22 protein-coding genes are annotated in these 24,300 nt (G+C 67.2%); 7 read left to right on the top strand and 15 right to left on the bottom strand.

Going from position 1 to position 24,300, the window contains the following annotated elements; genetic code table 11:
- Positions 1-254: 254 nt before the first annotated feature.
- The 4 genes from rfbC to rfbB are packed head-to-tail and all read right to left on the bottom strand — an operon-like array spanning position 255 to position 3,672.
- A complete protein-coding gene (gene rfbC, locus E0W60_RS23650; protein ID WP_135705752.1) occupies positions 255-818 on the bottom strand; it encodes a dTDP-4-dehydrorhamnose 3,5-epimerase in 564 nt (187 codons plus the stop codon).
- Positions 815-1,693, bottom strand: a complete 879-nt coding sequence (gene rfbA / locus E0W60_RS23655) for a glucose-1-phosphate thymidylyltransferase RfbA (RefSeq protein WP_135705753.1) — start codon at positions 1,691-1,693, stop codon at positions 815-817. Before rfbA ends, rfbC begins: the two co-directional genes overlap by 4 nt.
- Positions 1,686-2,618 carry a dTDP-4-dehydrorhamnose reductase gene (gene rfbD / locus E0W60_RS23660; protein WP_135705755.1) on the bottom strand — a complete coding sequence of 311 codons (933 nt, stop codon included), beginning with the start codon at positions 2,616-2,618 and terminating at the stop codon, positions 1,686-1,688. Before rfbD ends, rfbA begins: the two co-directional genes overlap by 8 nt.
- Positions 2,608-3,672 carry a dTDP-glucose 4,6-dehydratase gene (rfbB, locus tag E0W60_RS23665; RefSeq protein WP_135705757.1) on the bottom strand — a complete coding sequence of 355 codons (1,065 nt, stop codon included), beginning with the start codon at positions 3,670-3,672 and terminating at the stop codon, positions 2,608-2,610. Before rfbB ends, rfbD begins: the two co-directional genes overlap by 11 nt.
- 195 nt (positions 3,673-3,867) lie before the next feature.
- Here rfbB and E0W60_RS23670 point away from each other — a divergent pair, with 195 nt between their 5' ends.
- Positions 3,868-4,716, top strand: a complete 849-nt coding sequence (locus E0W60_RS23670) for a symmetrical bis(5'-nucleosyl)-tetraphosphatase (RefSeq protein WP_135705759.1) — start codon at positions 3,868-3,870, stop codon at positions 4,714-4,716.
- Between the two features lie 35 nt (positions 4,717-4,751).
- Here E0W60_RS23670 and E0W60_RS23675 read toward each other — a convergent pair whose 3' ends face one another.
- The 7 genes from E0W60_RS23675 to E0W60_RS23705 all read right to left on the bottom strand — a co-directional run bounded on the left by E0W60_RS23675 (position 4,752) and on the right by E0W60_RS23705 (position 10,383).
- A complete protein-coding gene (locus tag E0W60_RS23675) occupies positions 4,752-5,585 on the bottom strand; it encodes a lysophospholipid acyltransferase family protein (protein ID WP_135705761.1) in 834 nt (277 codons plus the stop codon).
- Positions 5,582-6,889 (bottom strand): dihydroorotase, encoded by a 1,308-nt coding sequence (locus E0W60_RS23680; RefSeq protein WP_135705763.1) that lies wholly within the window; start codon positions 6,887-6,889, stop codon positions 5,582-5,584. Before E0W60_RS23680 ends, E0W60_RS23675 begins: the two co-directional genes overlap by 4 nt.
- Before the next feature lie 68 nt (positions 6,890-6,957).
- A complete protein-coding gene (locus E0W60_RS23685; RefSeq protein ID WP_135705764.1) occupies positions 6,958-7,929 on the bottom strand; it encodes an aspartate carbamoyltransferase catalytic subunit in 972 nt (323 codons plus the stop codon).
- A gap of 98 nt (positions 7,930-8,027) precedes the next feature.
- On the bottom strand, positions 8,028-8,564 hold the full coding sequence (gene pyrR / locus E0W60_RS23690; protein WP_135705766.1) for a bifunctional pyr operon transcriptional regulator/uracil phosphoribosyltransferase PyrR: 537 nt from the start codon (positions 8,562-8,564) through the stop codon (positions 8,028-8,030).
- Complete coding sequence (ruvX, locus tag E0W60_RS23695) at positions 8,561-8,986, bottom strand: Holliday junction resolvase RuvX (RefSeq protein ID WP_133092474.1); 426 nt, start codon at positions 8,984-8,986, stop codon at positions 8,561-8,563. The genes pyrR and ruvX overlap by 4 nt, the downstream gene beginning before the upstream one ends.
- On the bottom strand, positions 8,979-9,551 hold the full coding sequence (locus E0W60_RS23700; protein ID WP_041681585.1) for a YqgE/AlgH family protein: 573 nt from the start codon (positions 9,549-9,551) through the stop codon (positions 8,979-8,981). The genes ruvX and E0W60_RS23700 overlap by 8 nt, the downstream gene beginning before the upstream one ends.
- Before the next feature lie 124 nt (positions 9,552-9,675).
- On the bottom strand, positions 9,676-10,383 hold the full coding sequence (locus E0W60_RS23705; RefSeq protein WP_135705767.1) for a 16S rRNA pseudouridine(516) synthase: 708 nt from the start codon (positions 10,381-10,383) through the stop codon (positions 9,676-9,678).
- A 151-nt stretch (positions 10,384-10,534) separates the two neighbouring features.
- Between E0W60_RS23705 and E0W60_RS23710 the strand changes: the two genes are divergently transcribed.
- Positions 10,535-12,100, top strand: a complete 1,566-nt coding sequence (locus E0W60_RS23710) for a cryptochrome/photolyase family protein (protein WP_135705769.1) — start codon at positions 10,535-10,537, stop codon at positions 12,098-12,100.
- Positions 12,101-12,116: 16 nt separating this feature from the next.
- Here E0W60_RS23710 and E0W60_RS23715 read toward each other — a convergent pair whose 3' ends face one another.
- From E0W60_RS23715 to hemC, 3 genes are read right to left on the bottom strand one after another with little or no spacing between them, the layout of a single operon-like run.
- Positions 12,117-13,307: a heme biosynthesis protein HemY gene (locus tag E0W60_RS23715; protein WP_135705770.1), complete on the bottom strand. Its 1,191-nt coding sequence runs from the start codon at positions 13,305-13,307 to the stop codon at positions 12,117-12,119.
- A gap of 5 nt (positions 13,308-13,312) precedes the next feature.
- Positions 13,313-15,493 carry a fused uroporphyrinogen-III synthase HemD/membrane protein HemX gene (gene hemDX, locus E0W60_RS23720; RefSeq protein WP_135705772.1) on the bottom strand — a complete coding sequence of 727 codons (2,181 nt, stop codon included), beginning with the start codon at positions 15,491-15,493 and terminating at the stop codon, positions 13,313-13,315.
- A gap of 9 nt (positions 15,494-15,502) precedes the next feature.
- Complete coding sequence (gene hemC, locus E0W60_RS23725; protein ID WP_135705773.1) at positions 15,503-16,531, bottom strand: hydroxymethylbilane synthase; 1,029 nt, start codon at positions 16,529-16,531, stop codon at positions 15,503-15,505.
- A gap of 68 nt (positions 16,532-16,599) precedes the next feature.
- Between hemC and ppc the strand changes: the two genes are divergently transcribed.
- A complete protein-coding gene (ppc, locus tag E0W60_RS23730; protein ID WP_135705775.1) occupies positions 16,600-19,698 on the top strand; it encodes a phosphoenolpyruvate carboxylase in 3,099 nt (1,032 codons plus the stop codon).
- A gap of 81 nt (positions 19,699-19,779) precedes the next feature.
- On the opposite strand, the gene E0W60_RS23735 is transcribed toward ppc, so the two are convergent.
- Positions 19,780-20,391, bottom strand: coding sequence for a ferritin-like domain-containing protein (locus tag E0W60_RS23735; RefSeq protein WP_205751635.1), 612 nt, complete (start codon positions 20,389-20,391; stop codon positions 19,780-19,782).
- 144 nt (positions 20,392-20,535) lie between these two features.
- Here E0W60_RS23735 and E0W60_RS23740 point away from each other — a divergent pair, with 144 nt between their 5' ends.
- The 4 genes from E0W60_RS23740 to E0W60_RS23755 all read left to right on the top strand — a co-directional run bounded on the left by E0W60_RS23740 (position 20,536) and on the right by E0W60_RS23755 (position 24,300).
- Positions 20,536-21,135, top strand: coding sequence for an RNA polymerase sigma factor (locus E0W60_RS23740; RefSeq protein WP_135706304.1), 600 nt, complete (start codon positions 20,536-20,538; stop codon positions 21,133-21,135).
- Positions 21,132-21,878, top strand: a complete 747-nt coding sequence (locus E0W60_RS23745) for an anti-sigma factor (protein ID WP_135705777.1) — start codon at positions 21,132-21,134, stop codon at positions 21,876-21,878. Before E0W60_RS23740 ends, E0W60_RS23745 begins: the two co-directional genes overlap by 4 nt.
- A 120-nt stretch (positions 21,879-21,998) precedes the next feature.
- Positions 21,999-23,417, top strand: coding sequence for an argininosuccinate lyase (gene argH / locus E0W60_RS23750; RefSeq protein ID WP_135705779.1), 1,419 nt, complete (start codon positions 21,999-22,001; stop codon positions 23,415-23,417).
- 283 nt (positions 23,418-23,700) lie between these two features.
- Positions 23,701-24,300 carry a TRAP transporter small permease subunit gene (locus E0W60_RS23755; RefSeq protein ID WP_135705780.1) on the top strand — a complete coding sequence of 200 codons (600 nt, stop codon included), beginning with the start codon at positions 23,701-23,703 and terminating at the stop codon, positions 24,298-24,300.

Raw genomic sequence — 24,300 nt, forward strand, 5'->3', positions numbered from 1 at the left:
CAAATAGCCTCTCGCCTCTTGCCAAGAGCGCTCTATGTTGCTAGCGGCTGGATATGCGGCGAAATCGATGGCCTTGCAGCGGCGCCGCCTCAGCAGGAGATGCTAAATGCGCCTCTCGATGCCCGCATTGTGGTAATTAGATCACAAAAAGATGGCGCAGCCCGATACACGCACTTACAGAATCGCCGCATGCGGTAAGGACAGAGCAATAGCCGTTCCTGACCCGTGTGTCTGCGATCCTCTGTACAAGCGAGCTACTGAGGTCGTATAACTTCGAAAGCTACTTCGGCCAGCAACTTGGCCGCCGCATCCTTCGCTGTAAGGACCGGATTACCTTGTAAGGGCCAGCGCACACCAACCGACGGATCACTCCACAACAGCGTGCGCTCGTGCTCAGGGTACCAGTAGTCAGTCGCTTTATAGAGGACTTCGGCCAGCTCGGACAAGACCAGAAATCCGTGCGCGAAGCCTTCCGGTATCCAAAGTTGCTTCTTGTTTGCGGCCGAGAGCGTCACACCCACCCATTGGCCGAAGGAAGGTGACTCGGTGCGGACATCCACCGCGACGTCGAACACTTCTCCCGCGATTACCCGCAGCAATTTACCTTGCGGATGCCGAACCTGAAAGTGCAAGCCCCGCAGGACATTGCGCACGGAGCTGGAATGGTTGTCCTGGACAAAGGTGCGCCGGATGCCAGTCGCCTGCTCGAACGCCCGCGCGTTGAAGCTTTCCATGAAGAAGCCGCGCGAATCGCTGAACACCTGCGGCTCGATGACCAGCACTTCGGGCAGCGCGGTGGGCGTGGCGGTGAGTTTCATTTGACCGGATCCGCAATGATTTGCCTCAGGTACTTGCCGTAGCTGTTGTTGCCCAACGATCCGGCAAGCTCGGCAACTTTGTCGGCGGTGATCCACTGACTGCGGTAAGCGATTTCTTCCGGGCAAGCCACCATCAGGCCTTGCCGGTTCTGTAGCGTAGCAATGAAGCTTGCCGCTTCCAGCAATGATTCATGCGTGCCGGTATCGAGCCAGGCATAGCCGCGGCCCATGATCTCGACATCGAGCTGGCTGGCCTGCAGATAGTGATTGTTCACGTCGGTGATCTCCAGCTCGCCCCTCGCCGATGGCAGGATCCCGGCGGCGATGTCGCAGACCTGATTGTCATAGAAATAGAGACCGGTCACCGCATAGTTGGAGCGCGGCTTGCGCGGCTTTTCTTCCAGCGACACGGCGCGGAAGTCCTTGTCGAATTCCACCACGCCATAGCGCTCGGGATCCTGTACATGGTAGGCGAATATCGTGGCGCCATCGGTCTGCGTGGCGGAGCGCCTGAGCTGGGCCACGAGATCGTGGCCGTAGAAGATGTTATCGCCGAGGATCAGCGTCGACGGATGATTGCCGATGAAATCCTTGCCGATGATGAAGGCCTGCGCCAGCCCGTCGGGCGATGGCTGCACGGCATATTGAAGGTTGATGCCCCAGGCGCTGCCGTCGCCCAGCATCTCGGCGAAGCGCGACGTGTCCTGCGGCGTGGAGATGACCAGGATGTCGCGGATGCCGGCCAGCATCAGGGTGGACAGCGGATAGTAGACCATCGGCTTGTCGTACACCGGCAGCAGCTGTTTCGATACCGACCGCGTAATCGGGTAGAGCCGGGTGCCGGAACCCCCGGCGAGGATGATGCCTTTACGCATGGAAGTCTCGCTCAGCAAGGATCTGGTCCAGCAGATGGCGCACCCCTTCCTCCCATGGAGGAAGGTGAATGCCAAAAGTCTGGCGCGCCTTTGCCGTATCTAGCCGGGAGTTTGACGGCCGTGGCGCTGCGGCGGCGTACTCGGCCGCGGCAATGCCTTCGATATCGTCGGGCCCGGCCCTCAGGGCGACACCCCGTGCCGCCGCATGGCGCAGGACTTCCTTCGCATAGGCATGCCAGGTGGTCTCGCCGGCAGCAGCCAGGTGGTAGATGCCCGCCGCAAAGTCAACTCGGTTGCCATACAGCCAGTGGCGCGCAATGATCTGGGCCGTTGCGTCGGCGATCAGCGCGGCGGATGTCGGCGCGCCATGCTGGTCGGCCACCACCCTCAAACTGCCGCACTCGCGCGCAAGGCGCAGAATGGTCTTGGCGAAATTACTGCCGTGCGCCCCCGCCACCCAGGACGTGCGCAGAATCAGGGCAGGAATGCCTGCCGTCGCGATCGCCGCTTCGCCGGCCAGCTTGCTCTTGCCATATACCGAGCGCGGATTGACGGGGTCGCTTTCCACATAGGGACTGTCCTTGCGGCCGTCGAACACATAGTCAGTGGAATAGTGAACCAGCAGCGACCCCATGGCGCGAGCTTCTTCGGCGAGCACCTCCACTGCCCTGGCATTGACGGCAAAGGCAAGCGCGGGCTCGGCTTCCGCCTTGTCGACCGCGGTATAGGCGGCGGCATTGACGATCACGTCGGGACGGTATGTGCGCAGCGCGCGGCGGACCTGGTCGGGGTCGGCAAAGTCGCACGTGGATCGATCGAGCGCCACGACATGGCCAAGCGGCGCCAGGCTGCGTCGCAGTTCGAAGCCGACCTGCCCGTTGCTGCCAGTGACGAGAAGCGTGGGGGTTTCCATGCTATGCGGCATATTGCTTCGCCACCCAGTGGCGGTATTCGCCGGACAGCACGTCCTGCACCCAGTCCTGGTTGTGCAGGTACCACTGCACGGTCTTGAGCAGGCCAGATTCGAAGGTCTCGGCCGGCTTCCATCCCAGTTCCCGTGCCAGCTTGCTGGCGTCGATGGCGTAGCGCCGGTCGTGGCCGGGGCGGTCCTTGACGAACGCGATCTGGTCTCGGTACGAACCGGAGGCCTTTGGCTTCAGTGCGTCCAGCATGTCGCAAAGCGTATGCACGACCTCCAGGTTGGTCTTCTCGTTCCAGCCGCCGACGTTGTAGGTTTCGCCGGGGCGGCCGTATGCCAGCACCTCGCGGATGGCCGCGCAGTGGTCGCCGACATAGAGCCAGTCGCGCACGTTGAGGCCATCGCCATAGACAGGCAGCGGCTTGCCGGCCAGCGCACTGGTGATCATTAGCGGGATCAGCTTCTCGGGAAGTTGGAATGGCCCGTAGTTATTGGAGCAGTTGGTCGTGATCACCGGTAACCCGTAGGTATGATGGTAGGCGCGCACCATATGATCCGATGCCGCCTTCGAGGCGGAATACGGACTGTTCGGCTGATAGGGCGAGGTTTCCGAGAACGGCGGGTCGGCAGGGCCGAGCGAGCCGAAGACTTCGTCGGTGGAGACGTGCAGGAAGCGAAATGCGGCCCGGGCGGGGCCATCCTGTGCTCGCCAGTAGGCGAGTACCGCTTCTAGCAGCGTGAGCGTGCCCACCACGTTGGTCTGCACAAAGTCGGCCGGCGCGTCGATAGAGCGATCGACGTGGCTTTCCGCCGCAAAATGCAGGACCGCGCGGGGGCGGTAGGACTGCAGCAAGCGGGTGATCGCTGCGCTGTCGCAGATATCGGTTTGCGAAAAGATGTGCCGGGGATCGCTTTCAATGGCGGCCAGGCTCTTGCGGTTGCCCGCGTAGGTCACCTTGTCGACATTGACGATCCCGTCGGCGCCGTCCTGACGCAGCCAGTCGAGAACAAAGTTGGCGCCGATGAAACCTGCGCCGCCTGTAACCAAAATGTGCGACAAGGCTTGCTCCTGCCAATGTATGTCGAAAAACCCGTCATGCGGGCACTCAATTTCGAGAAGAAAACTAGGGCTGCGTTCACCCCCTCTGAAAGGGACGGTATTCTATCTGCCGATAACCCATCCTACGATCGCCGCAGTTCGTTGGGTAGCCTCAGGTAACAGGTACCGGAACGGATGCGGATGCGGCTCACCTTGATGACAACTCGCAAAGCATCCCAAGCATCACCCTACGCCGTCGGCGACCTCCAGGGCTGTGCCCCTTCCCTCGATACGCTCCTCGCACAAGTCCATCCCGAAACACCGCTGCGCTTCGTTGGTGACCTGATCAACCGCGGACCCGCCGCACTGCGAACGCTGCGCACTGTCCGCGCCATGGGCATCCGGGCCGAAGCTGTCCTCGGCAACCATGACATCCACTTCCTTGCCGTTGCCGCCGGCGTCCGCAAGAGAGGCAAATCGGACACTCTGGACGACATCCTCGCCGCGTCTGACTGCGAGGAGCTCCTGAGTTGGCTCCGCCACCGCCCCTTGGCCCTGCTGGAAAACAACTTCCTCCTAGTCCACGCCGGCGTCCTCCCCCAATGGACCGCCACCCAGGTCATCGACCTCGCCCAGGAAGTCGAAGCCCAACTCCAGGGCCCCAACTGGCAAGGCTTCCTCGCCGACATCTTCGGCAATACCCCCGACCGCTGGCACGACGGCCTGCGCGGCATCGAACGACATCGCGTGGTGGTCAATGCACTTACCCGACTGCGCTATTGCACCGTCGATGGCGTGATGGACTTCAAGACCAAGGAAGGGCTCGGCAAGGCGCCGGACGGCTTTATGCCGTGGTTCGATGTGCCGGGACGGCGCACCGGGGATGTGACCGTGGTTTGCGGGCACTGGTCGACGCTGGGCCTGGTGATGCGGCCGGACCTGATGGCGCTGGATACCGGCTGCGTCTGGGGCGGCAAGCTGACGGCGGCGCGCATGGCGGCGGATCCGGCCGAGCGGACCGTGGTCCAGGTCGATTGCCCGCAATATTGTGATCCGCTGGCCTGAGGCGCAATCCCGCCTTGGCGGGGAGGGCAATCGCGCTAGCTGATGGCAGCGGCGGCTGCGACGGGCTCGGCGGCAGGCTGGGCCGGCTGATTCAGGCGCTGGGCCGTTGCCACTGCCTCGTCACCGGCGCCCTGCGCGAGATGCTGCACGACCTCCCGGGCGGCGTTTGCCAGCTCGCGGCGGTCGGCGGACACCGCCGCCAGCGGCGGGCCGATGACCACCCGCGCCTTGATGCGCGGGGCGCGCAGGACGGCGTTAAGTGACTGCAGCAGCGTCGTGTCGTCGATGTAGGCGGCCGCCAGCGTCGGCTGGCCGGTGGCCGCGTCCAGGTAGTTCAGTCCGACCGGCTGCACCGGCAGGCCGCCGGAGATGGGGGCCTGCATCAGGTTGGCGTGAAACGGCAGCACCCCGGTGCCGTCGGTGGTGGTCCCCTCGGGGAACACGCCGACGAGGTCGCCCTGCAGCATGACGTCGGTGATGTCATGCAGGACCCGGTGGGCGTCGCGCTTGCGCGCGCGTTCGATAAAGATGGTGCCGGTCTTGTCACACAGCCAGCCGATCAGCGGCCAGCTCCGGATCTCGGACTTGGCAACGAACCGTACCGGCTGCCAGCTATGAATCACATAGATATCCAGCCACGAGATATGGTTGGACACCACCAGCGCGCCCTGGCGCGCGGCGCCATGCGGGGCCGCGCCGCGGACATCGACGACCTCGACCTCTACCCCGCAGATGCGCAGCAACCGCCGCGACCAGCGCCGGATGTGCCAGGCGCGCGAGCGCGCGCCCAGCCACGGGAACAGCACCGCGCAGGTTAGCAGCCCGCGCAGCAGGTGCAGCACCAGCGCGGTCTTGCGCAGCCAGATCATGCGTTGGCGTGGTTGCCGTTACCGTTGCCGCCGCCGTTGCCGTAGACGATCTGGCCGCCGACCAGCGTCATCCGCACCTTGCCTTCCATCTCGTAGCCGAGCCACGGCGTGTTCTTGCCCTGGCTCTTGAGCGAGCGGCGCTCGACCTTCCAGACCTGCTTCGGATCGAACACGCAGACATCGGCGGGGGCGCCGGCGGCCAGCGTGCCGGCCTTCAGGCCACTCAGGCGCGCGGGCTCGGAGGTGATGCGGGCCAGCGCCTGTGCCAGCGGGACCTTGTGTTCGGCGGCCCAGCGCAGGGTCAGCGGCAGCAACAGTTCCAGGCCGGTGGCGCCGGGAGTGGCTTCGGCGAAGGGCAGCAGTTTCTCGTCGTCGTCCACCGGGGTGTGGTCGGAGCACAGGGCGTCGATGGTGCCGTCGGCCAGCGCGGCGACGATGGCGTCGCGGTCGCGGGTGCTGCGCAGCGGCGGCGAGAAGCGCATTTGCGAATTGAAGTAGCCGATATCCATGTCGGTCAGCGAGACGTGGTGGATATTGACGTCGCAGCTGACCGGCAGGCCTTCGCGCTTGGCCTGGCGTACCAGCTCCAGCCCGGCGGCGGAGGACAGGCGGCACAGGTGCACGCGGGCGCCGGTGGAGCGCATCAGTTCGAAGATAGTGTGCAGCCGCACGGTCTCGGCGATCACGGATACGCCGGACAGGCCGAGGCGCGACGCCACCGGGCCGCTGGCGGCGACGCCGCCGCCCAGGAACGGGTCTTCCGGGCGCAGCCAGACGGTGAAGCCGAAGGTCTGCGCATATTGCAGCGCGCGCAGCAGCACCTGGGTGTTGCGCACCGGCTGCTCGGCCTGGCTGAAGCCGACGCAGCCGGCCTCGGTCAGCTGGTTCATTTCGGTCAGGACTTCGCCCTTCAGCCCCAGTGTCAGCGCGCCCAGCGGGTAGACGTGGGTCTGGTTCAGCGTACGGGCGCGGAACTTGAGCATCTCGACCAGGCCCGGCTCGTCCAGCACGGGGTCGGTGTCGGGCGGGCAGATGAGGCTGGTGACGCCGCCGGCGGCGGCCGCGGCGACTTCGGATTCGAGGGTGGCCTTGTATTCGTAGCCGGGCTCGCGCAGGCGCGCGGACAGGTCGACCAGGCCGGGGCACACGATCAGGCCCTTGGCGTCGATCACCTTGTTGGCGGTGAAGTCCGCCGGGGCGTTGCCGACGCCGACGATCTTGCCGGCGGCGAGGTAGAGGTCCTGCACGGCATCGGTGTTGCTGGCCGGGTCGATCAGGCGGCCGCCCTGGATGTGAATCTTCATAGCTTGGCTTGTCGTATCGGTCGTGTCGCTTGGCGTGTTCGGTAGGTCTTGGCTATACCGCATCGTCATCAGTCGTTGTTTCCTGCCACGATGCCCATTACGGCCATGCGCACGGCGATGCCGAAGGTCACCTGGTTCAGGATCACCGATTGCGGGCCGTCGGCCACGGCGGAGTCGATCTCCACGCCGCGGTTCATCGGGCCCGGGTGCATCACGATGGCATCGGGCCTGGCCAGCGCCAGGCGCTCCGGCGTCAGGCCGTACGCCTTGAAGTATTCCTGCGCGGACGGCAGAAGCGCGCCGCTCATGCGCTCGTTCTGCAGCCGCAGCATGATGACCACGTCGACGCCCTTGAGCCCCTCTTCCATGTTGTGGAAGACACGCACGCCCATCTGCTCCAGCGCGGACGGCAGCAGCGTGCGCGGGCCGATGGCGCGCACTTCGGGCACGCCCAGCGTAGTCAGCGCGTGGATATCCGAACGCGCCACGCGCGAGTGCAGGATGTCGCCGACGATGGCAACGGTCAGGTTGGTGAAGTCCTTCTTGAAGTGCCGGATCGTGAACATATCCAGCAGGCCCTGCGTCGGGTGCGCATGGCGGCCGTCGCCGGCGTTGATCACGTGCACGTGCGGCGCGACGTGCTCGGCGATCAGGTAGGGCGCGCCCGAACTGGCATGGCGCACCACGAACATGTCGGCGGACATTGCCGACAGGTTGTTGATGGTGTCGAGCAGCGACTCGCCCTTGCTGGTCGACGACGCATTGATGTTCAGGTTGAGCACGTCCGCCGACAGCCGCTTGGCCGCGATCTCGAAGGTGGTGCGGGTGCGGGTGGAGTTCTCGAAGAACAGGTTGAACACGCTCTTGCCGCGCAGCAGCGGCACCTTCTTGACATCGCGGTCTGAGTCGGACAGCGATACGAACTGGCTGGCGGTATCGAGGATGTGCGTGATCATGTCACGCGACAACCCCTCGATCGACAGCAAATGCTTCAGTTCGCCGTTCTTGGTGAGCTGCGGGTTGCGGAACGTCTTGGTCATGGCAGGTCGGGCGCGGGCAAAAAACGGGGTGGTCTGGTCTCGTGGCAGGCGCCAGGCGCGCTACAGTGCAATGCAGCGCCTGGCAGGCAAACGCCGGCTCAGCCGGCGGCAGTGTCGGTAGGTTCGGTGGCGAAGGCGAAGCGCGCGTCGGCGCCCTCGCCCTGGCGCGACAGCACCAGCGTCTTGCCGCGCGGCAGTTCGATCTCGGCGGCCACCAGGTCGGCGGCGATGGGCAGCTGGCGCCCGCCGCGGTCGGCCAGCACGCCCAGCGCAACGCGCGCCGGACGGCCGTAGTCGAACAGTTCGTTGACGGCGGCGCGGATGGTGCGGCCGGTGGCCAGCACGTCGTCGATCAGCAGGATGTTGCGGTCTTCCACGGCAAACGGCAGCGTGGTCGGCTGGGCCTGGCTGTGCAGGCCCTTCTTGGCGTAGTCGTCGCGATGGAAGGCGACGTTGATCACGCCATGCTCGGGCAGGTTCAGGTCGCTGGCCAGGCGCGCGGCGATCCATGCGCCGCCGGAATGGATGCCTGCCACCGACCAGCGTTCACGCTCGGCGTCGGGGATCAGGGTACGGGCCTGGTCCAGCAGCTTGCGGTACAGCGACTCGGCGTCGGGTGCGGAAATCTGCGTCATAGCGGGAATTGGTCGAAATACTGTTGCAGGATGATGCGCGCGGCTTCGGCGTCGAGTTCGCCGCGGCGCGCGCCGGCCATCGAGGCGGCGCGCGAGGAATAGCGCTCGTCCACCCATTCCACCGGCAGGTTGAAGCGCCCGTTGAGCTGGTTGCCGAAGCGCCGCGCCAGCCGCATCATCGGCTGCTCTTCGCCGTCCGGGTTGACCGGCATGCCGACGATCAGCTGCACCGGGCTCCATTCCTGGATCAGCGCGCCCACGGCCTCGAAGCGGCCTTCAACGGTGATATTGGGCAGGATGGTCAGCGCACGCGCCTCGCGCGTGATGAAGTTGCCCAGCGCGACGCCGATCTTTTTCTCGCCGTAGTCGAATGCCAGGACCGTGCCGTCGCGGGGCAGTTCGCGCCCCACGGCGTCAGGCATGCCCGGCCTCGCCCGACAGCATGTTGACGTCGACGCCCAGCAGGCCGATGGCCGCGGCAAAGCGCCCTTCGGGCGGCACGCTGAAGATGATCTCGGGATCGGCCTGGACGGTCAGCCAGCCGTTGCGGCTGAGTTCTTCTTCCAGCTGGCCGGCACCCCAGCCGGAATAGCCCAGCGTCAGCAGGAAGCGGTGCGGGCCGCTGCCGTTGGCCACGGCTTCCAGCACATCCTTGGAGGTGGTCATTTCCAGCCCGCCCGGCACCGCCAGCGACGAGACATAGACGCCGACCGGGTCGTGCAGCACGAAGCCGCGCTCGGTCTGCACCGGGCCGCCGAAGTAGACCGGCTGGTGCGCCACTGGCTGGATTTCAAGCTTGAGGTCGATCTTGTCGAACAGCGTGGCCATGTCGATGTCGATGGGCCGGTTGATCACCAGCCCGAGCGCGCCACGCTCGTTGTGTTCGCAGATATAGACGACGGAACCCGAAAAGGTCGGATCGGCCATGCCAGGCATGGCAATCAGGAACTGATTGGTCAGATTGATGGGTGCTTCGGGCTTCGCCATGCCTTGCATTTTATCAAATCGCCGGGGGTCTTCCGGAAAAGATTGGCGGGCGTTGCAGTGCAGCAATGGGCGCCCGCGCAGGGCCGCTTGCCGGGAATTGCGGACCGATGATACGGCCCTTTGGTCATGCCTTGCGGGTCAGCGCCGCGAGTTCGTCCGCCGTCAGCCAGCGCCATTCCCCTTCCGCCAGTTCCGGATCCAGTTGCAGGCTGCCGAGCGCGCTGCGATGCAGGGCGCTGACGTGGTTGCCCGCGGCGGCCACCATGCGTTTGACCTGATGGTACTTGCCCTGCAGCAGGGTCAGGCGCAGGCTGCGTTCGCCGGTGATCTCGCAGGCTTCTGCGGCGATCGGCGCGGGTTCGTCCAGCAGCTGCACGCCCGTGACCAGTGCCTGGGCCTGTTCCGGCGTGACCGGCTCAGCAGTCGTCACTTCATAGACCTTGGGCACCTTGCGCTTGGGCGAGGTCTGGGCGTGGATGAACTGGCCGTCATCGGTCAGCAGCAGCAGGCCGGTGGTGTCGTGGTCGAGCCGCCCCACGGCCTGGACCTCGCGCTGACGCAGCGGCACCGGCAGCAGGTTGTAGACGCTGGGATGGTGGCGCGGGCGCTGCGAGCACTCATAGCCGGCGGGCTTGTTCAGCATCAGATAGGCCTTGGTGCAGGCGATCCATTCCTCGCCGTCGACGGCCAGGCGCAGGCCGTCCACCTCGAACTGGGCGCGCGGATCCTCGCACAGCTCGCCGTTGACTTCGACCAGTCCGGCGGCGACCAGGTCGCCGCAGTAGCGGCGGGTGCCGAAGCCCTGGGATTGGAGAATGCGGTCGAGTGTCATGTGCTTTGTTGCTGTAATCGTGGTTTGGGTGGCAGATCGGTGCCGAACCGCTATGTTAGGGTATTGGCGCGACGCATCAGCCGCGACAGCCCATTTGCCGCATTTCCCGGCATCATTGCGCGCATTCCTTCGACTTAGCCAGCCAGCGAGCATGCAGCCAGCAGATTCTTCGGCATCGGGCCGCAATCCTTACCGTATCGGGCAGGGTTTCGAGCGCGGGCTGGTCTGGTTCCGGCGCGACCTGCGCGCCAGTGACCACGCGGCGCTGCATTATGCCCTCAGGCATTGTGCCCGGGTGTGGTGTGTCTTCGTATTCGACCGCGACATCCTCGACCCGCTGCTGGCGCGTGGCCTGCAGGCCGACCGGCGCGTCGAATTCATCCTCGGGTCATTGCGGGAGCTGACTCACGCGCTGGCCGCGGGCGGCGGGCTGATCGTGCTTGACGATCGCGCCGTCGACGCCGTTCCCGCGCTGGCGCAAGCACTGGACGTCCAGGCGGTCTTTGCCAACCACGACTACGAGCCTGCCGCCATCGCACGCGATGACACCGTGCGCCAGGCGCTGGCGGCACAGGCGCGCTTGCTGTTCACGTTCAAGGACCAGGCCATCTTCGAACGCGACGAGATCCTCAACGGCCAGCGCAAGCCCTTCTCGGTGTTCACGCCGTACAAGAATGCCTGGCTGCGGACGGTGCAGCCGTTCGACCTGCGGCCGTATCCGATCGACCCGTACCTGCGAGCGCTGGCGCCGGTGCCGGCGGCGTATCGCAGACCGTTGCCGACGCTCGAGCAACTCGGCTTTCGCACCAGCAACCTTGCCGAGATCGCCATGCCGACCGGCGCCGCGGGTGCGCAAGCGCTGTTCGCGGAGTTCACCGACCGCATCGGCGACTACGGCCGCCGCCGCGACTACCCTGCCCTGCGCGGCCCCAGCTACCTGTCGGTGCACCTGCGCTTCGGCACCATCTCGATCCGCACGCTGGCACGCACCGCGCATGAAGCGGTGCTGCGCGGCGGCTCGGACAGCGCGGGCGCGGCGGTGTGGCTGTCCGAGCTGATCTGGCGCGATTTCTATTTCATGATCCTGCACCACCATCCGCGCGTGACCGACGGCGCTGCCTTCCACCCGGCCTACGACAAGATCCGCTGGCAGGACGGCGAAACCGGCGAGCGCTATTTCCGTGCCTGGTGCGATGCGGCCACCGGCTATCCGCTGGTCGATGCCGCCATGCTGCAGATCCGGCAGAGCGGCTATATGCACAACCGGCTGCGCATGGTCACGGCGAGTTTCCTGGTCAAGGACCTGGGCGTGGACTGGCACCGCGGCGAGCAGTACTTTGCCGACCAGCTCAATGATTTCGATTTTTCCGCCAACAACGGCGGCTGGCAATGGGCGGCGTCAACCGGCTGCGATGCGCAGCCGTGGTTCCGCATCTTCAACCCGGTGACCCAGTCGGAGAAGTTTGACCCGCAGGGGCGCTTTATCCGCAAGTACCTGCCACAACTGGCGGCGTTGCCGGACAAGTACCTGCATGCGCCATGGACCGCCCCCGACCATGTGCTGGCGGATGCCGGCGTGCGGCTGGGCGAGGACTACCCGCGTCCGCTGGTGCAGCACGACGTGGCACGCAAGGAAACGCTGGCGCGCTATGGGATGGTGAAGGAAGCCGGCAAGCGCAGCGCCGCCGGCATGGAACAGGCCGACCCGGACGACTGAACGCCGGGGCCGCCGGTCAGGCCGCCAGCATCGCGCTTTCGCGGTAGTGCCGCTGCGCGTCCTCGAAACGCTCGGTTTCCTCGAACAGCCGCGCCAGCGCCAGGTGCGTGCGCACGCGCAGCCGGCGCTGCTGGTCGGTGTCGGCATACTTCAGCGCGCGCTCGAAGCTGGACTGGGCCTTGCCCCACAGCTTCTCGCCCAGGCACAGCACGCCCAGCGTGTAGTAGAGGTCGGCATCGGCGGGATGCCCGGCCAGCCATTTCTCGGCCTGCTGGATCTGCGGCAGCGCATGGCCGGGCACCGCGCAGTCGGCGTAGCGCAGCACCAGGCGGCTGTCCCAGTTGAACTTGAGCGCGTCTTCGATGATGCGGCGGGCTTCGTTCTGGCGGCCCAGCGCGGCAAAGTAGCGCGCGGCGGGCTCGGCGATGCGCGTGGCGCGGCGCTCGTCGGCGGACAGCGAGCGCCAGAATTCGCCGAGGGCATCGGCATCGTGGCGGCGCTCGTCGAGCATGGCCTCGACCGCCATCTGCTTGAGCCGCAGCGCCAGCACCGGATGCAGCGCGTTGCGCTTCTCCAGCGAGCGCGCAAGGCGCAGCACTTCGGACCAGTTCTTCAGGTGCTGGTGCGCGCGCAGCGCGATACGCTGCACATGGATCTGGCGCGCGCCCTGGGCCTGCAGCTGGGCGATGGTTTCCAGCGCGCCGTCGGCGTCGCGGGCATCGACCAGCAGTTCGGCCATCGACACCAGGCGTGCCTGCTCGCGCTCGGGATCGGTGACCTGCGACATCCAGGCATCGCGCCGCTCGGTCTCCTGCATGCGGTGCGCGGCGCGCGCGCCGATCAGCGCGGCGGTCTGGGCCTGGTCTTCCCAGGACTGGGCCTCGCGCGCGCAGCGCTCGGCGCGGGCGAAGCGGCCGGCGAACAGGTTCTCGATCGACTCGCGCAGCGCCGCCTGCGCCTTGTTCATGCGGCTGCGCTCGCGGTAGGCGGCGGCGCGGCGCGGCATTTCGGACAGATGTCGGATGGTGGACATCACCGTCCAGACCACGAAGAACACCAGCAGCAGCAAGGCCAGCGCCAGGTTCAGCGACAGCTCGACGCGGTACGGCGGATAGAACAGCACCACATTGCTGTGGTTGAACTGCGTGAACAGCGCCAGCCCGACGGCGCCGCCGAACAGGACCGCAACCCAGAACAGAAGGCGCATTGGGCTTACTCCTTCTTCAGGGCGTTCAACGCGCCCAGGCTCTCGGACATGGTCGGCAGCTGCACCGTCACCGCGCCTGCCTGTGCCTGCCTGAGCAGGGTCAGCACGCCCTGCACGCGGCGCGACTTGGTGTCGAAGTAGCGGCCGATCATCGCCTGCGCGGCGGCGAGGTCGTTGCGGAACACCGGCTCGTTGCGCGACAGCAGTGCCAGCCGCGCATTGAGCAGGCGCAGCTTGACGTTCTCGCGCAGGAACCAGCCCTGGTCGCCGGACAGCAGCAGCGCTTCCGCATCGTCGACCTTGCGGATGCGGACTACCTGCGCCATTTCGTCGCGCAGGTAGGTCCACAGGCGGGAGAACCAGCCGTTGGTGGCAGCCGCCGCCGGGGCGCTGGCGCCGCCCTTGCCGGCCGCGCCCTCCTTGCGGGCATCGGCCTCGGTGCGTTCGAGCATGCGTTCGCTGGACAGCAGCGGCAGCGCGTCGACCTGGTTGATGGCTTCGTCCAGCTTGATCGCGGCGCCGGTCAGGTCGGTGTCGGGCACGGCCTTCATGCGCGCGATGTCGCGGGCAATGGCTCGGCGCAGCAGGTTGTACTGCGGCTTGTCGGTGCGCGCCAGGCGCGCGTCGGCGCTTTGCAGCGCGGCCAGCGCAACCTGCACGTTACCGGTCAGCTGCAACTGCTGGCCGGCGTTGGTCAGCAGTTGCTGGATCTCGGCGATTTCCCAGTCGTCGCGGTTGCGCATCAGATCCTGGTAGACCTGCTCCAGCGCCACCTGCTTGTCGCGGGTCTCGCCGACCTGGTTTTCGAGCGCGCCGACCTTGGCCTGCAGCTCCTTGACGGTGTCTTGCGCATTGCGCGTCAGCACGCGCGACTCCTGCACCAGCGCGTCGTTGCTTTGCTGGCGCCGCGCCAGTTCGCCGGTCAGGTGGTCCACGCGCTGCTGCAGCCACCAGAAGCCGCCGGCGGTGGCAACCACCAGCACGGCCACCAGGGCCCACAGCGCCGCGGGCTTGCGCGCGGCAGCGTGCTGGCCGGCGGAGGAAGCGGGGGCGCCGGGGCCCGGAGCGGGCGCGGAGGCCGCCGAGGCCGCAGCGGGCGGCGGTGTAGCGGAGGAGGACGTGGTTTCTTGCGTCACGCGTTCGACCTTCGTTGACGTTGCGGGGACTGCGACAGCCGGCGCTGGCGCCGGTGCCCCGGCGCGCACCGGGCTGGTGTCTGTTATCGCGCCAGCGCGGCCGGATGCACCCGATACACCGGCAGCTTCCGGCGCAGCCGCCACCGGCACCGGACCGGCGTGGGCATCGGCCCATTGCAGGCACGCCGCGAGCAGGCCGGCATCGCCCGGCGCGGCACGCAGGATATGGCTGAAGCCCAGTGCCAGCGCTTGTTCGGCGATTCTCGCATGCGGCGCGATGCACTGCACCTGCCGCAGGCCGGCATTTTCCTGCGGCGAAAGGTGTTGACGCGCGAGCGTGTCGAGGTTACGCACGGCCTCTGAGCTGGTCAGCAGCCATACATGGGGCGGCGCGCCGGCCTGCACGCTGTCGCGCACGGCCTGCCATTGCATCGCGCCGGGCTCCGGCAGCATGCGCCGGTAGGCCTCGACGGCCTCGACCTGGGCACCGGCTTCGCGCAGGCGGTCGCCGAGCCAGTCGCGGCCGCCGTTGCCGCGGACGATCAGGACGGGCTTGCCGGCGAGCGTGGCGGGATCGAGCTGGGCCCACAGCGCCTCGGAATCGAAGCGCGGGCCTTCGGCGTCGTGGTTCGGGTCGTGGTTGTGATGGCTGCTTTCGCTGGCGTCATCGGCGCCCTGCCCGTTCCCTGCGGCGCCGGCCGGCGCGATCACCCGGCAGGTGGGCGGCGCGATGCCACGCTCGGCCAATGCGGCCACGCTGGCCGGACCAACCACGGCGGCCGGCACCTGCGCCGGCCATTGCGCCGTGGCGGCACCCTGCACGCCGGCCAGCGCATCCAGCGCATGGGCAATGGCGTTGGGACTGACAAAGACCACCAGCGCAAACTGATCGAGCCGCGCCAGGGCCGCGCGCAGCGGCGCGTCGTCGGCGGCCGGGCCGATCGCCAGCAGCGGAAAGCTGAGCACGTCCAGACCCGCGGCCTGCAGCGCCTCGGTCAGTTGCCGGGACTGCCCGGCGGGTCGTGTGACAACGACGGTCGGGCGGGGCATCGGTCAGCCTCAGGCGGGAGGTTGCGTGCCGGGCGTGCCGGGCGAGGCGGCGGCGGGATCGGCGAGCGCGGCGAGGATCGCTTCGGCGCCCTGCGCCAGCAGGTCGCGCGCGCAGGCCTGGCCAAGGGCTTCCGCGGCGCGCAGGTCGGTGGCCGGGCCGGCAACGGCGGCGCGCAGGCCGCGCGTGCCGTCGGGCATGCCGACAAAGGCGTCGAGCCTGAGCTGGTCGCCGTCCCAGTATGCGTGGGCCGCCAGCGGTACCTGGCACGAACCGTTCAGCATGCGCGCCACGGCGCGCTCAGCGGCCACGGCCAGCAGCGTCGGCTGGTGGTTGAGCGGAGCCAGCCAGGCGGCGAGCTCGGGGCGATTGGACGGGATCTCGATGCCAAGCGCACCCTGCCCGGCCGCGGGCAGCGACGACTCAACGGGGATCACCGCGCGGATGCGGTCATTCAGGCCCAGGCGCTTGAGCCCCGCGGCGGCCAGAATGATGGCGCCATATTCGCCCCGGTCAAGCTTGCCGAGCCGCGTGTCGAGGTTGCCGCGCAGCGGCTTGACCACCAGGTGCGGATAGCGGGTGCGCAGCAAGGCCTCGCGGCGCAGGCTGGAGGTGCCGACCACGGTGCCGGGCGGCATCTCGTCGAGCGAGGCAAAGCTGTTCGAAACCAGTGCGTCGCGCGGGTCCTCGCGCTCCATCACCGCGGTCAGCGCGAAGCCGGGAGGCAGTTCCATCGGCACATCCTTGAGCGAATGCACCGCCAGGTCCGCGCGGCCTTCGTCCATCGCGAACTCCAGTTCTTTGACAAACAGACCCTTGCCGCCGACTTTCGACAGCGTACGGTCTAGAATCTGGTCTCCGCGCGTGGTCATGCCAAGAATGGACACGTCACACGCGGGATAGTATTGTTGCAATGCAGCACGCACATGTTCAGCCTGCCACATGGCCAGACGGCTCTCGCGGGAGGCAATGACGAGCTTTTGCGGAAGGTTGCTAGACACGACAGCGGTAGAGGAAGACGGGATGGCGGATGCTTGCATCCGTGAATGTTAGCACGCGACCCAATAGCCGCTCCGCACCAATATAGATAAGCAGACGAGGAGATTGCATGACGCAGCACGCTGCGCGCCCCACTGGCCGCAAGACCGCCGCTTCGGGCGCTTCGGGCACATCCGCCGGCGCTTCGGCCGCGAAGGATCCGGCCGCTGGCTTGGGTGAAGCAAACGGCGCATCCGCCACCAAACCGACCCGCACGGCCCGCCGCCGCAGCGGCACCGAAGGCAGCAGCGGCGCCACCTCACGCACCGCGAAGCGCGTCTCCAAACCCCAGCTTTCCATCGTGTCGAGCAACGGAACCACCATCGCGGCCGCCGTCGGCCGCCGCACCCCTGACAAAGACCTGCCGCTGCGCGAGGACATCCGCTTCCTGGGCCGCCTGCTGGGCGAATGCCTGCGCGAGCAGGAAGGCGACGCCGCCTTCGAGGTGGTCGAAACCATCCGCCAGACCGCGGTGCGCTTCCGCCGCGAGAACGACCGTGCCGCCGGCGCCGAGCTGGACCGCCTGCTCAAGCGCCTGTCGCGCGACCAGACCAACCAGGTGGTGCGCGCGTTCAGCTATTTCTCGCACCTGGCCAACATCGCCGAGGACCAGCACCACAACCGTCGCCGCCGCGTGCATGCGCTGGCCGGCTCGCCGCCGCAGGCCGGCAGCCTGCAGCACGCGCTGGAAAAGATCGACGCCGCCGGCGTCACCGGCAAGCAGCTGCGCAAGTTCCTGGACGAGGCGCTGATCGTGCCGGTGCTGACCGCGCACCCGACCGAAGTCCAGCGCAAGAGCATCCTGGACGCCGAGCGCGAGATCGCCCGCCTGCTGGCCGAGCGCGACCTGCCGACGACCGCGCGCGAGCGCGAGCACAACACCGCCCAGCTGCGCGCCAAGGTCACCACGCTGTGGCAGACCCGCATGCTGCGCGACGCGCGCCTGACGGTGGGCGACGAGATTGACAACGCGCTGTCTTACTACCGCACCTGCTTCCTGCGCGGTATCCCGCAGCTGATGACGGAGCTGGAAGAAGACATCGCCGCAGTGTTCCCGACCACGCGCAAGCGCAAGGGCACCCCGGGCACGCAGCCCACGCCGCTGGCGCCGTTCCTGCAGATGGGCTCGTGGATCGGTGGCGACCGCGACGGCAATCCCAACGTGACCGCCGAGACCCTGGAACACGCCTCCAGCCAGCAGGCCCAGATGATCCTGGACTGGTACCTGGATGAAGTCCATGCGCTGGGCGCCGAGCTGTCGATGTCGACACTGATGGTCGATGCCAGCCCCGAACTGCTGGCGCTGGCCGAGCGCTCGCCCGATATTTCCGAGCATCGCGCCGATGAACCGTATCGCCGCGCGCTGATCGGCATCTACGCGCGCCTGGCCGCCACCTGCAAGACGCTGACCGGCCACGCCGCGCCGCGCCGCCCGGTGGCGCCGGCCGAGCCCTATGACAGCGCCGAAGCCTTCGCCGCCGACGTGCAGGTGGTGATCGACTCGCTGCGCGAGAACCACGGCCAGGCGCTCGCAGGTGCGCGCATCGACGCGCTGGCGCGTGCCATCGGCGTGTTCGGCTTCCACCTGGCGTCAGTCGACATGCGCCAGGTGTCGGACGTGCACGAAGCCGTCATCGCCGAGCTGTTCGCCGCCGCCGGCATCGCCCCCGACTACGCCGCGCTGCCCGAGCAGCGCAAGCTGGAGCTGCTGCTGGCCGAGCTGCGCCAGCCGCGCCTGCTGACGCTGCCTTGGCACGAGTACTCCGAGCAGACCCGCAAGGAACTGGCGATCTTTGCCGCCGCGCGCGAGCTGCGCAAGCGCTACGGCAAGCGCATCGCGCGCAACTACATCATCTCGCACACCGAGACGCTGTCCGACCTGGTCGAGGTCATGCTGCTGCAGAAGGAATCCGGCATGCTGCAAGGCACGCTGGGCAGCAAGACCGATCCGGCGCGCATGGAACTGATGGTGATCCCGCTGTTCGAGACCATCGAGGACTTGCGCAACGCCGCCGGCATCATGCAGTCGCTGCTGGACCTGCCCGGCTTCGATTCGGTGATTGCGCACCATGGCGTCGAGCAGGAAGTGATGCTCGGCTACTCGGACTCCAACAAGGACGGCGGCTTCCTGACCTCCAACTGGGAGCTGTACAAGGCCGAGCTGGCGCTGGTGCAGCTGTTCGAGGAGCGCAAGGTCAAGCTGCGCCTGTTCCACGGCCGCGGCGGCACCGTCGGCCGCGGCGGCGGCCCGACCTACGACGCCATCCTGTCGCAGCCGCCGGGCACGGTCAACGGCCAGATCCGCCTGACCGAGCAGGGCGAGATCATCAACAGCAAGTTCGCCAACGCCGAGATCGGCCGGCGCAACCTGGAGACGGTGGTCGCGGCCACGCTGGAAGCATCGCTGCTGCCGCAGCAGAACGCGCCCAGGGACCTCGACATGTTCGAGGCGGTGATGCAGCAGCTGTCCGACCGCGCCTTCACGGCCTACCGCGACCTGGTCTACGAGACCCCGGGCTTCAAGGACTACTTCTTCGCCACCACGCCGATCACCGAGATCGCCGACCTGAACCTGGGCTCGCGTCCGGCCTCGCGCAAGCTGATGGACAAGAAGCACCGCCGCATCGAAGACCTGCGCGCGATCCCGTGGGGCTTCTCATGGGGCCAGTGCCGGCTGCTGCTGCCGGGCTGGTACGGCTTTGGCAGCGCGGTGAAGTCGCTGCTGGATCGCGCGCCGGACGACAAGGCACGCAAGTCCGCCGTCACCACGCTGCGCCGCATGGTCAAGACCTGGCCGTTCTTCTCCACGCTGCTGTCCAACATGGACATGGTGCTGGCCAAGACCGACCTGGCGGTGGCTTCGCGCTATGCGCAGCTGTGCGACGACGCGGCGCTGCGCCGCAATGTGTTCAACCGCATCAGCAAGGAATGGCACCTGACCAGCGAGATGCTGGCGCTGATCACCGGGCACCAGGACCGGCTGGCGGACAACCCGCTGCTGGCGCGGTCGATCAAGAACCGGTTTGCCTACCTGGATCCGCTGAACCACTTGCAGGTGGAACTGCTCAAGCGCTACCGGGCCGGCAAGGACGGGGATGATATCCGCGTACGGCGGGGGATCCACCTGACGATCAATGGGGTGGCGGCTGGGTTGCGCAATACTGGCTGACGGCAATCGCGGGACCGCCGGTTTGCTCCCCTCTCCCGCTCGCGGGAGAGGGGAGCAAACAATCGGCGAGCGTTGCCCGCTTCAGCCGACAAACGCCCCCGGCACCGGATCCTCACCCAGCGCATGCAGCAGCACCGCCCAGTGCATTGCCTCGTCCCCGAGGATGCTGCCAGCGGCCCTGGTCAGCTCGCGGTTGTGGAAGTTCGGCAGCACGCCCAGGTAGGCCGCGGTCGCGCCCTTCTCCAGCCCCGCGGCAAAGCGCAGCACATCGGCCTGGTTCTTCAGGCTCTCGGTCGGGAACTTGTATTCCGACGCCTTCTTCGCCATCACCGGCGTGCCACCCAGCTTCGACACCGTCCCGGCCAGCACCTGCGCATGGGCCTTGTGGTGGTCCTGGAACTTGACCGCGGTGGCGAGCACCGGCTTCTGCAGCAGCCCGCTCTCGGCGCCGACCTGGTAGGCGGCAATCGCCTGGTACTCCAGCCCCAGAGCGGTATTCAGGATATTGATGTCGTCCTTGGTGCTGCCCGACTGCGTCTGCGCCCACGCCGGCATCGACTCGCCGAGCGTGATGACGGCCAGCGAGCCGAGCGCGAACAGGCCGGGCGCCTTGAGCAAGCCCCGCCGGCGCGCATCCGGCAGCGTGACGATGGTCCCGGCCTCGCGCGCGGGTTTCTGTGACATGCGGTCCATGGTGTTCTCCTGTGACGGATGACAACGTGGCGCCCCGTTGGCGGGGGTGCCTGGCTTGCGCCTGTCACTTCTACGCACGCGCCGCGCGTTTGGATGCGGCGCTACCTATAATCCGGCAAAGCTCCCTTGCAAGGACCCGTCCCGGTGCCGCCCTCCCCCCAGCCGTCTTATGCCGCGCCCGCCGGTCCCGACCGGCTGGAGGCGCTGCTGCAGGCCGTGGCCGTGGGCGACCGCCAGGCACTGCGCGGCCTCTATGACCTCACCGCAACGAAACTGTTTGGCCTCGCGCTGCGTATCACTGGCAGGCGCGATTGGGCGGAGGATGTCGTGCAGGAAAGCTTTGTCAGCATCTGGCACCACGCCGGCGACTATCGGCCGCATCTGGCCGCGCCGATGACCTGGATGACAGCGATCGTGCGCAACCGGGCGCTCGACAGCCTGCGCCGCGCCGCCGCCGCGCGCGTTGCGCAGACCGTCGAGCTGGAAGAAGACCTGGGCGAGTGGCTGGCCGATGACGCCGCCGGCCCCGCCGAGCTGGCCGATGCCAGCCAGCAGGCGCGCGCGCTGAACCGCTGCCTGCAACGGCTGGAGCAGGCGCAGCGGCAGGCGATCGTGCTCGCGTACCTGCACGATCTGAGCCATGCCGAGCTGGCGGCACGGCTGCGCGTGCCGCTGGGCACAGTCAAGTCCTGGGTGCGCCGCGGCCTGGAGCGGCTGCGCCACTGCCTGGAGGCGGCGACATGAAACTGGCCGCCCATCCCGAGCTGCTCGATCGCCTTGCCGCCCAGTACGCGCTTGGCGTGCTGCGCGGTGGCGCGCGCCGGCGCATGGAACACCTCGCGCGTGAAGAGCCGGCGGTGCACGCCGCCATCCTGCGCTGGCAGGACCGGCTGGCCGGCGTGTCCGAGTTGCAGGCCACAGCGGAACCGGTCGACAAGGTCTGGTGCGGCATCGAAGCCCGGCTGGGCTGGAAGCCGCCCGTTGAGGCCCTCAAGCCTGCCAGGCCCGCTGAAGTCGCGGCGGCCGGCTGGTGGCAGCGGCTGTGGTCGGCTCCGGTGTTCTGGCGCGGCGCCGCGGCGGCAATGGCCGTGGTGACAGTGCTGTCGATCGGGATCGGCATGCAGGTGGCGCAACAGCGCGAGGCCCCGCCGGCCGCGGTCATCGCCGTGCTCAACGACGACCAGGCCCAGCCCGCCATGCTGGTGTCCTGGGATGCGGGCGCGCGCAGCCTGATCGTGAGGCGCCTGGATCACGTAAAGCTGAGCGAGCAACAGGTGCTGCAATTGTGGGCCCTGCCCGCCGGCGGCAAGCCGCGCTCGCTCGGCGTGATCGGCCGGGCGCCGCAGGTCCGCCTGGCGATGGCAGCCCCCCCCGCCGCAGTGCCGGCCCTGGCGGTCAGCATCGAGCCGACTGGCGGCTCGCCCAATGCCGACGGGCCGAGCGGCCCGGTGGTGTTCAAGGGGCCTGTGCTCCACAGCCCGCTGTAACCGGCGGCCGGCCGGCGCCGCCATGCCCCTGGCGGACGATATAATCCCGTTTTTCCCAAATTCTCCAACTGCCTCGCGCCCCGGCGCCCGCCAGCCGCGAGCCAAATGCAGCCGACGTCCATGTCCACCTCCCAACTTGCCAAGAAAGGCGAAGCCTGGTCCGCCCGCTTCTCCGAACCGATGTCCGACCTGGTGAAGCGCTACACCGCCTCGGTGTTCTTCGACAAGCGCCTGGCCCTGTTCGACATCCAGGGTTCGCTGGCCCACGCGGCCATGCTGGCCAAGCAGGGCATCATCGCCGAGGCCGACCGCGCCGAGATCGAGCGCGGCATGGCCCAGATCAAGGGCGAGATCGAGGCCGGCAGCTTCGAATGGAAGCTGGACCTGGAAGACGTCCACCTGAATATCGAGGCGCGCCTGACCGCGCTGGTCGGCGATGCCGGCAAGCGCCTGCACACCGGCCGCTCGCGCAATGACCAGGTCGCGACCGACATCCGCCTGTGGCTGCGCAGCGAGATCGACAACATCATCGCGCTGCTCGGCGCGCTGCGCGTGTCGCTGCTGGACCTGGCAGACAAGAACGCCGACACCATCCTGCCGGGCTTCACCCACCTGCAGGTGGCGCAGCCGGTCACCTTCGGCCACCACCTGCTGGCCTACGTGGAAATGTTCACCCGCGATGCCGAGCGCATGGCCGACTGCCGCAAGCGCGTCAACCGCCTGCCGCTGGGCGCCGCCGCGCTGGCCGGCACCAGCTACCCGATCGACCGCGAGTTCGTGGCGCAGCAGCTGGGCTTTGACGGCGTCTGCCGCAATTCGCTGGACGCCGTGTCGGACCGCGACTTCGCCATCGAATTCTGCGCCGCCGCCGCGCTGGTGATGACGCACGTGTCGCGCTTCTCGGAAGAACTGGTGCTGTGGATGAGCCCGCGCGTGGGCTTTATCGACATCGCCGACCGCTTCTGCACCGGCAGCTCGATCATGCCGCAGAAGAAGAACCCCGACGTGCCCGAGCTGGCGCGCGGCAAGACCGGCCGCGTCAATGGCCACCTGATCGGCCTGCTGACGCTGATGAAGGGCCAGCCGCTGGCTTACAACAAGGACAACCAGGAAGACAAGGAGCCGCTGTTCGACACGGTCGACACCGTGGTGGACACGCTGCGCATCTTCGCCGACATGGTGCCGGGCATCACCGTCAAGCCGGAAGCGATGCGCGCCGCCGCGCTGCAGGGCTACGCCACCGCCACCGACCTGGCCGACTACCTGGTCAAGAAGGGCCTGCCCTTCCGCGACGCCCACGAAGCCGTGGCCCACGCCGTGCGTGCCTGCGACAGCCGCCAGTGCGACCTGGCCGACCTGACCGTGGCCGAGCTGCGCGACGTGTCGGGCCTGGGCGACAAGGCCGCGCTGATCGGCGACGATGTGCATGCCGTGCTGACGCTCGAGGGCTCGGTCGCCGCGCGCAACCATGTCGGCGGCACCGCGCCGGACCAGGTGCGCGCTGCCATTGCCGACGCACGTACGGCACTGAAAGGCTAACCACTTCGGAGGGGGCACCGGCAAGCCGAAACGGGAGCACAACTCCCGTTTTTTTGTTTGTGTGTGCCAACGCACCGACTTCTGTTGTTTATTGCGCAAAGCAGGGAACGACAGGCTACGTTCGACATGCCATAAAGGGCGAATTCGGGCCGTTTTTGCACAAGATTGGTGCAAAAACACCGAAAAATGTGATTCACTGGGGATTCACCCTAAAGATGCAGGGCGGGTAGCGCCGTAGACTATCGCGCCACCCCTGTATCCCAAAAATCCCTAGGACGATCACATGTCTTTCCTTATGAGGATCTCGCGGCTTATCGACGCCGTGAACGAATTCTTCGGGCATTGGGCGAAATGGCTGATCCTGCTTGCCGTACTGGTCTGTGCAGGCAACGCCATCATTCGCTACACCTTCAGCGTCAGCTCCAATGCATGGCTTGAACTGCAGTGGTACATGTTCGCGGGGGTGTTCCTGCTGGGTGCCCCTTACACGCTGATGGGCGACGAGCATGTGCGCATCGACGTCATCGCCGGTCGCTTCTCCGAACGCACTCAGGTCTGGATCGACATTTTCGGCTTCCTGCTGTTCCTGCTGCCGATCTCACTGATCATCCTGTGGCTGTCGATCCCTTACTTCTGGCTGTCGTATGCCGGGCATGAGATGTCCGGCAACGCCGGCGGGCTGATCCGCTGGCCCGCCAAGTTCCTCATCGTAGCGGGCTTTTTCCTGCTGATCCTGCAGGGTCTGTCCGAGCTGATCAAGCGCTTTGCCTACCTCAAGGGCGAACTGCCGTTCTCCGCCTTCCGCAAGCACGCGGTCGATCCGGCGCTGGAGATCGCCGCAATCGCGCAAGCCAACCAGACCGGCCCGTCTGAAAAACAATAA

Origin of the sequence: Cupriavidus oxalaticus (assembly GCF_004768545.1) — a bacterium.
In the GTDB taxonomy this organism is placed as follows: domain Bacteria; phylum Pseudomonadota; class Gammaproteobacteria; order Burkholderiales; family Burkholderiaceae; genus Cupriavidus; species Cupriavidus oxalaticus_A.

Bases quoted from the DNA above. Each gene is read 5' to 3' on its own strand.
- rfbC (WP_135705752.1), bottom strand. From the start codon at position 818: ATGAAACTCACCGCCACGCCCACCGCGCTGCCCGAAGTGCTGGTCATC.
- rfbA (WP_135705753.1), bottom strand. From the start codon at position 1,693: ATGCGTAAAGGCATCATCCTCGCCGGGGGTTCCGGCACCCGGCTCTAC.
- rfbD (WP_135705755.1), bottom strand. From the start codon at position 2,618: ATGCCGCATAGCATGGAAACCCCCACGCTTCTCGTCACTGGCAGCAAC.
- E0W60_RS23670 (WP_135705759.1), top strand. From the start codon at position 3,868: ATGACAACTCGCAAAGCATCCCAAGCATCACCCTACGCCGTCGGCGAC.
- E0W60_RS23675 (WP_135705761.1), bottom strand. From the start codon at position 5,585: ATGATCTGGCTGCGCAAGACCGCGCTGGTGCTGCACCTGCTGCGCGGG.
- E0W60_RS23680 (WP_135705763.1), bottom strand. From the start codon at position 6,889: ATGAAGATTCACATCCAGGGCGGCCGCCTGATCGACCCGGCCAGCAAC.
- E0W60_RS23685 (WP_135705764.1), bottom strand. From the start codon at position 7,929: ATGACCAAGACGTTCCGCAACCCGCAGCTCACCAAGAACGGCGAACTG.
- pyrR (WP_135705766.1), bottom strand. From the start codon at position 8,564: ATGACGCAGATTTCCGCACCCGACGCCGAGTCGCTGTACCGCAAGCTG.
- ruvX (WP_133092474.1), bottom strand. From the start codon at position 8,986: ATGCCTGACGCCGTGGGGCGCGAACTGCCCCGCGACGGCACGGTCCTG.
- E0W60_RS23700 (WP_041681585.1), bottom strand. From the start codon at position 9,551: ATGGCGAAGCCCGAAGCACCCATCAATCTGACCAATCAGTTCCTGATT.
- E0W60_RS23705 (WP_135705767.1), bottom strand. From the start codon at position 10,383: ATGACACTCGACCGCATTCTCCAATCCCAGGGCTTCGGCACCCGCCGC.
- E0W60_RS23710 (WP_135705769.1), top strand. From the start codon at position 10,535: ATGCAGCCAGCAGATTCTTCGGCATCGGGCCGCAATCCTTACCGTATC.
- E0W60_RS23715 (WP_135705770.1), bottom strand. From the start codon at position 13,307: ATGCGCCTTCTGTTCTGGGTTGCGGTCCTGTTCGGCGGCGCCGTCGGG.
- hemDX (WP_135705772.1), bottom strand. From the start codon at position 15,493: ATGCCCCGCCCGACCGTCGTTGTCACACGACCCGCCGGGCAGTCCCGG.
- hemC (WP_135705773.1), bottom strand. From the start codon at position 16,531: ATGCAAGCATCCGCCATCCCGTCTTCCTCTACCGCTGTCGTGTCTAGC.
- ppc (WP_135705775.1), top strand. From the start codon at position 16,600: ATGACGCAGCACGCTGCGCGCCCCACTGGCCGCAAGACCGCCGCTTCG.
- E0W60_RS23735 (WP_205751635.1), bottom strand. From the start codon at position 20,391: ATGGACCGCATGTCACAGAAACCCGCGCGCGAGGCCGGGACCATCGTC.
- E0W60_RS23745 (WP_135705777.1), top strand. From the start codon at position 21,132: ATGAAACTGGCCGCCCATCCCGAGCTGCTCGATCGCCTTGCCGCCCAG.
- argH (WP_135705779.1), top strand. From the start codon at position 21,999: ATGTCCACCTCCCAACTTGCCAAGAAAGGCGAAGCCTGGTCCGCCCGC.
- E0W60_RS23755 (WP_135705780.1), top strand. From the start codon at position 23,701: ATGTCTTTCCTTATGAGGATCTCGCGGCTTATCGACGCCGTGAACGAA.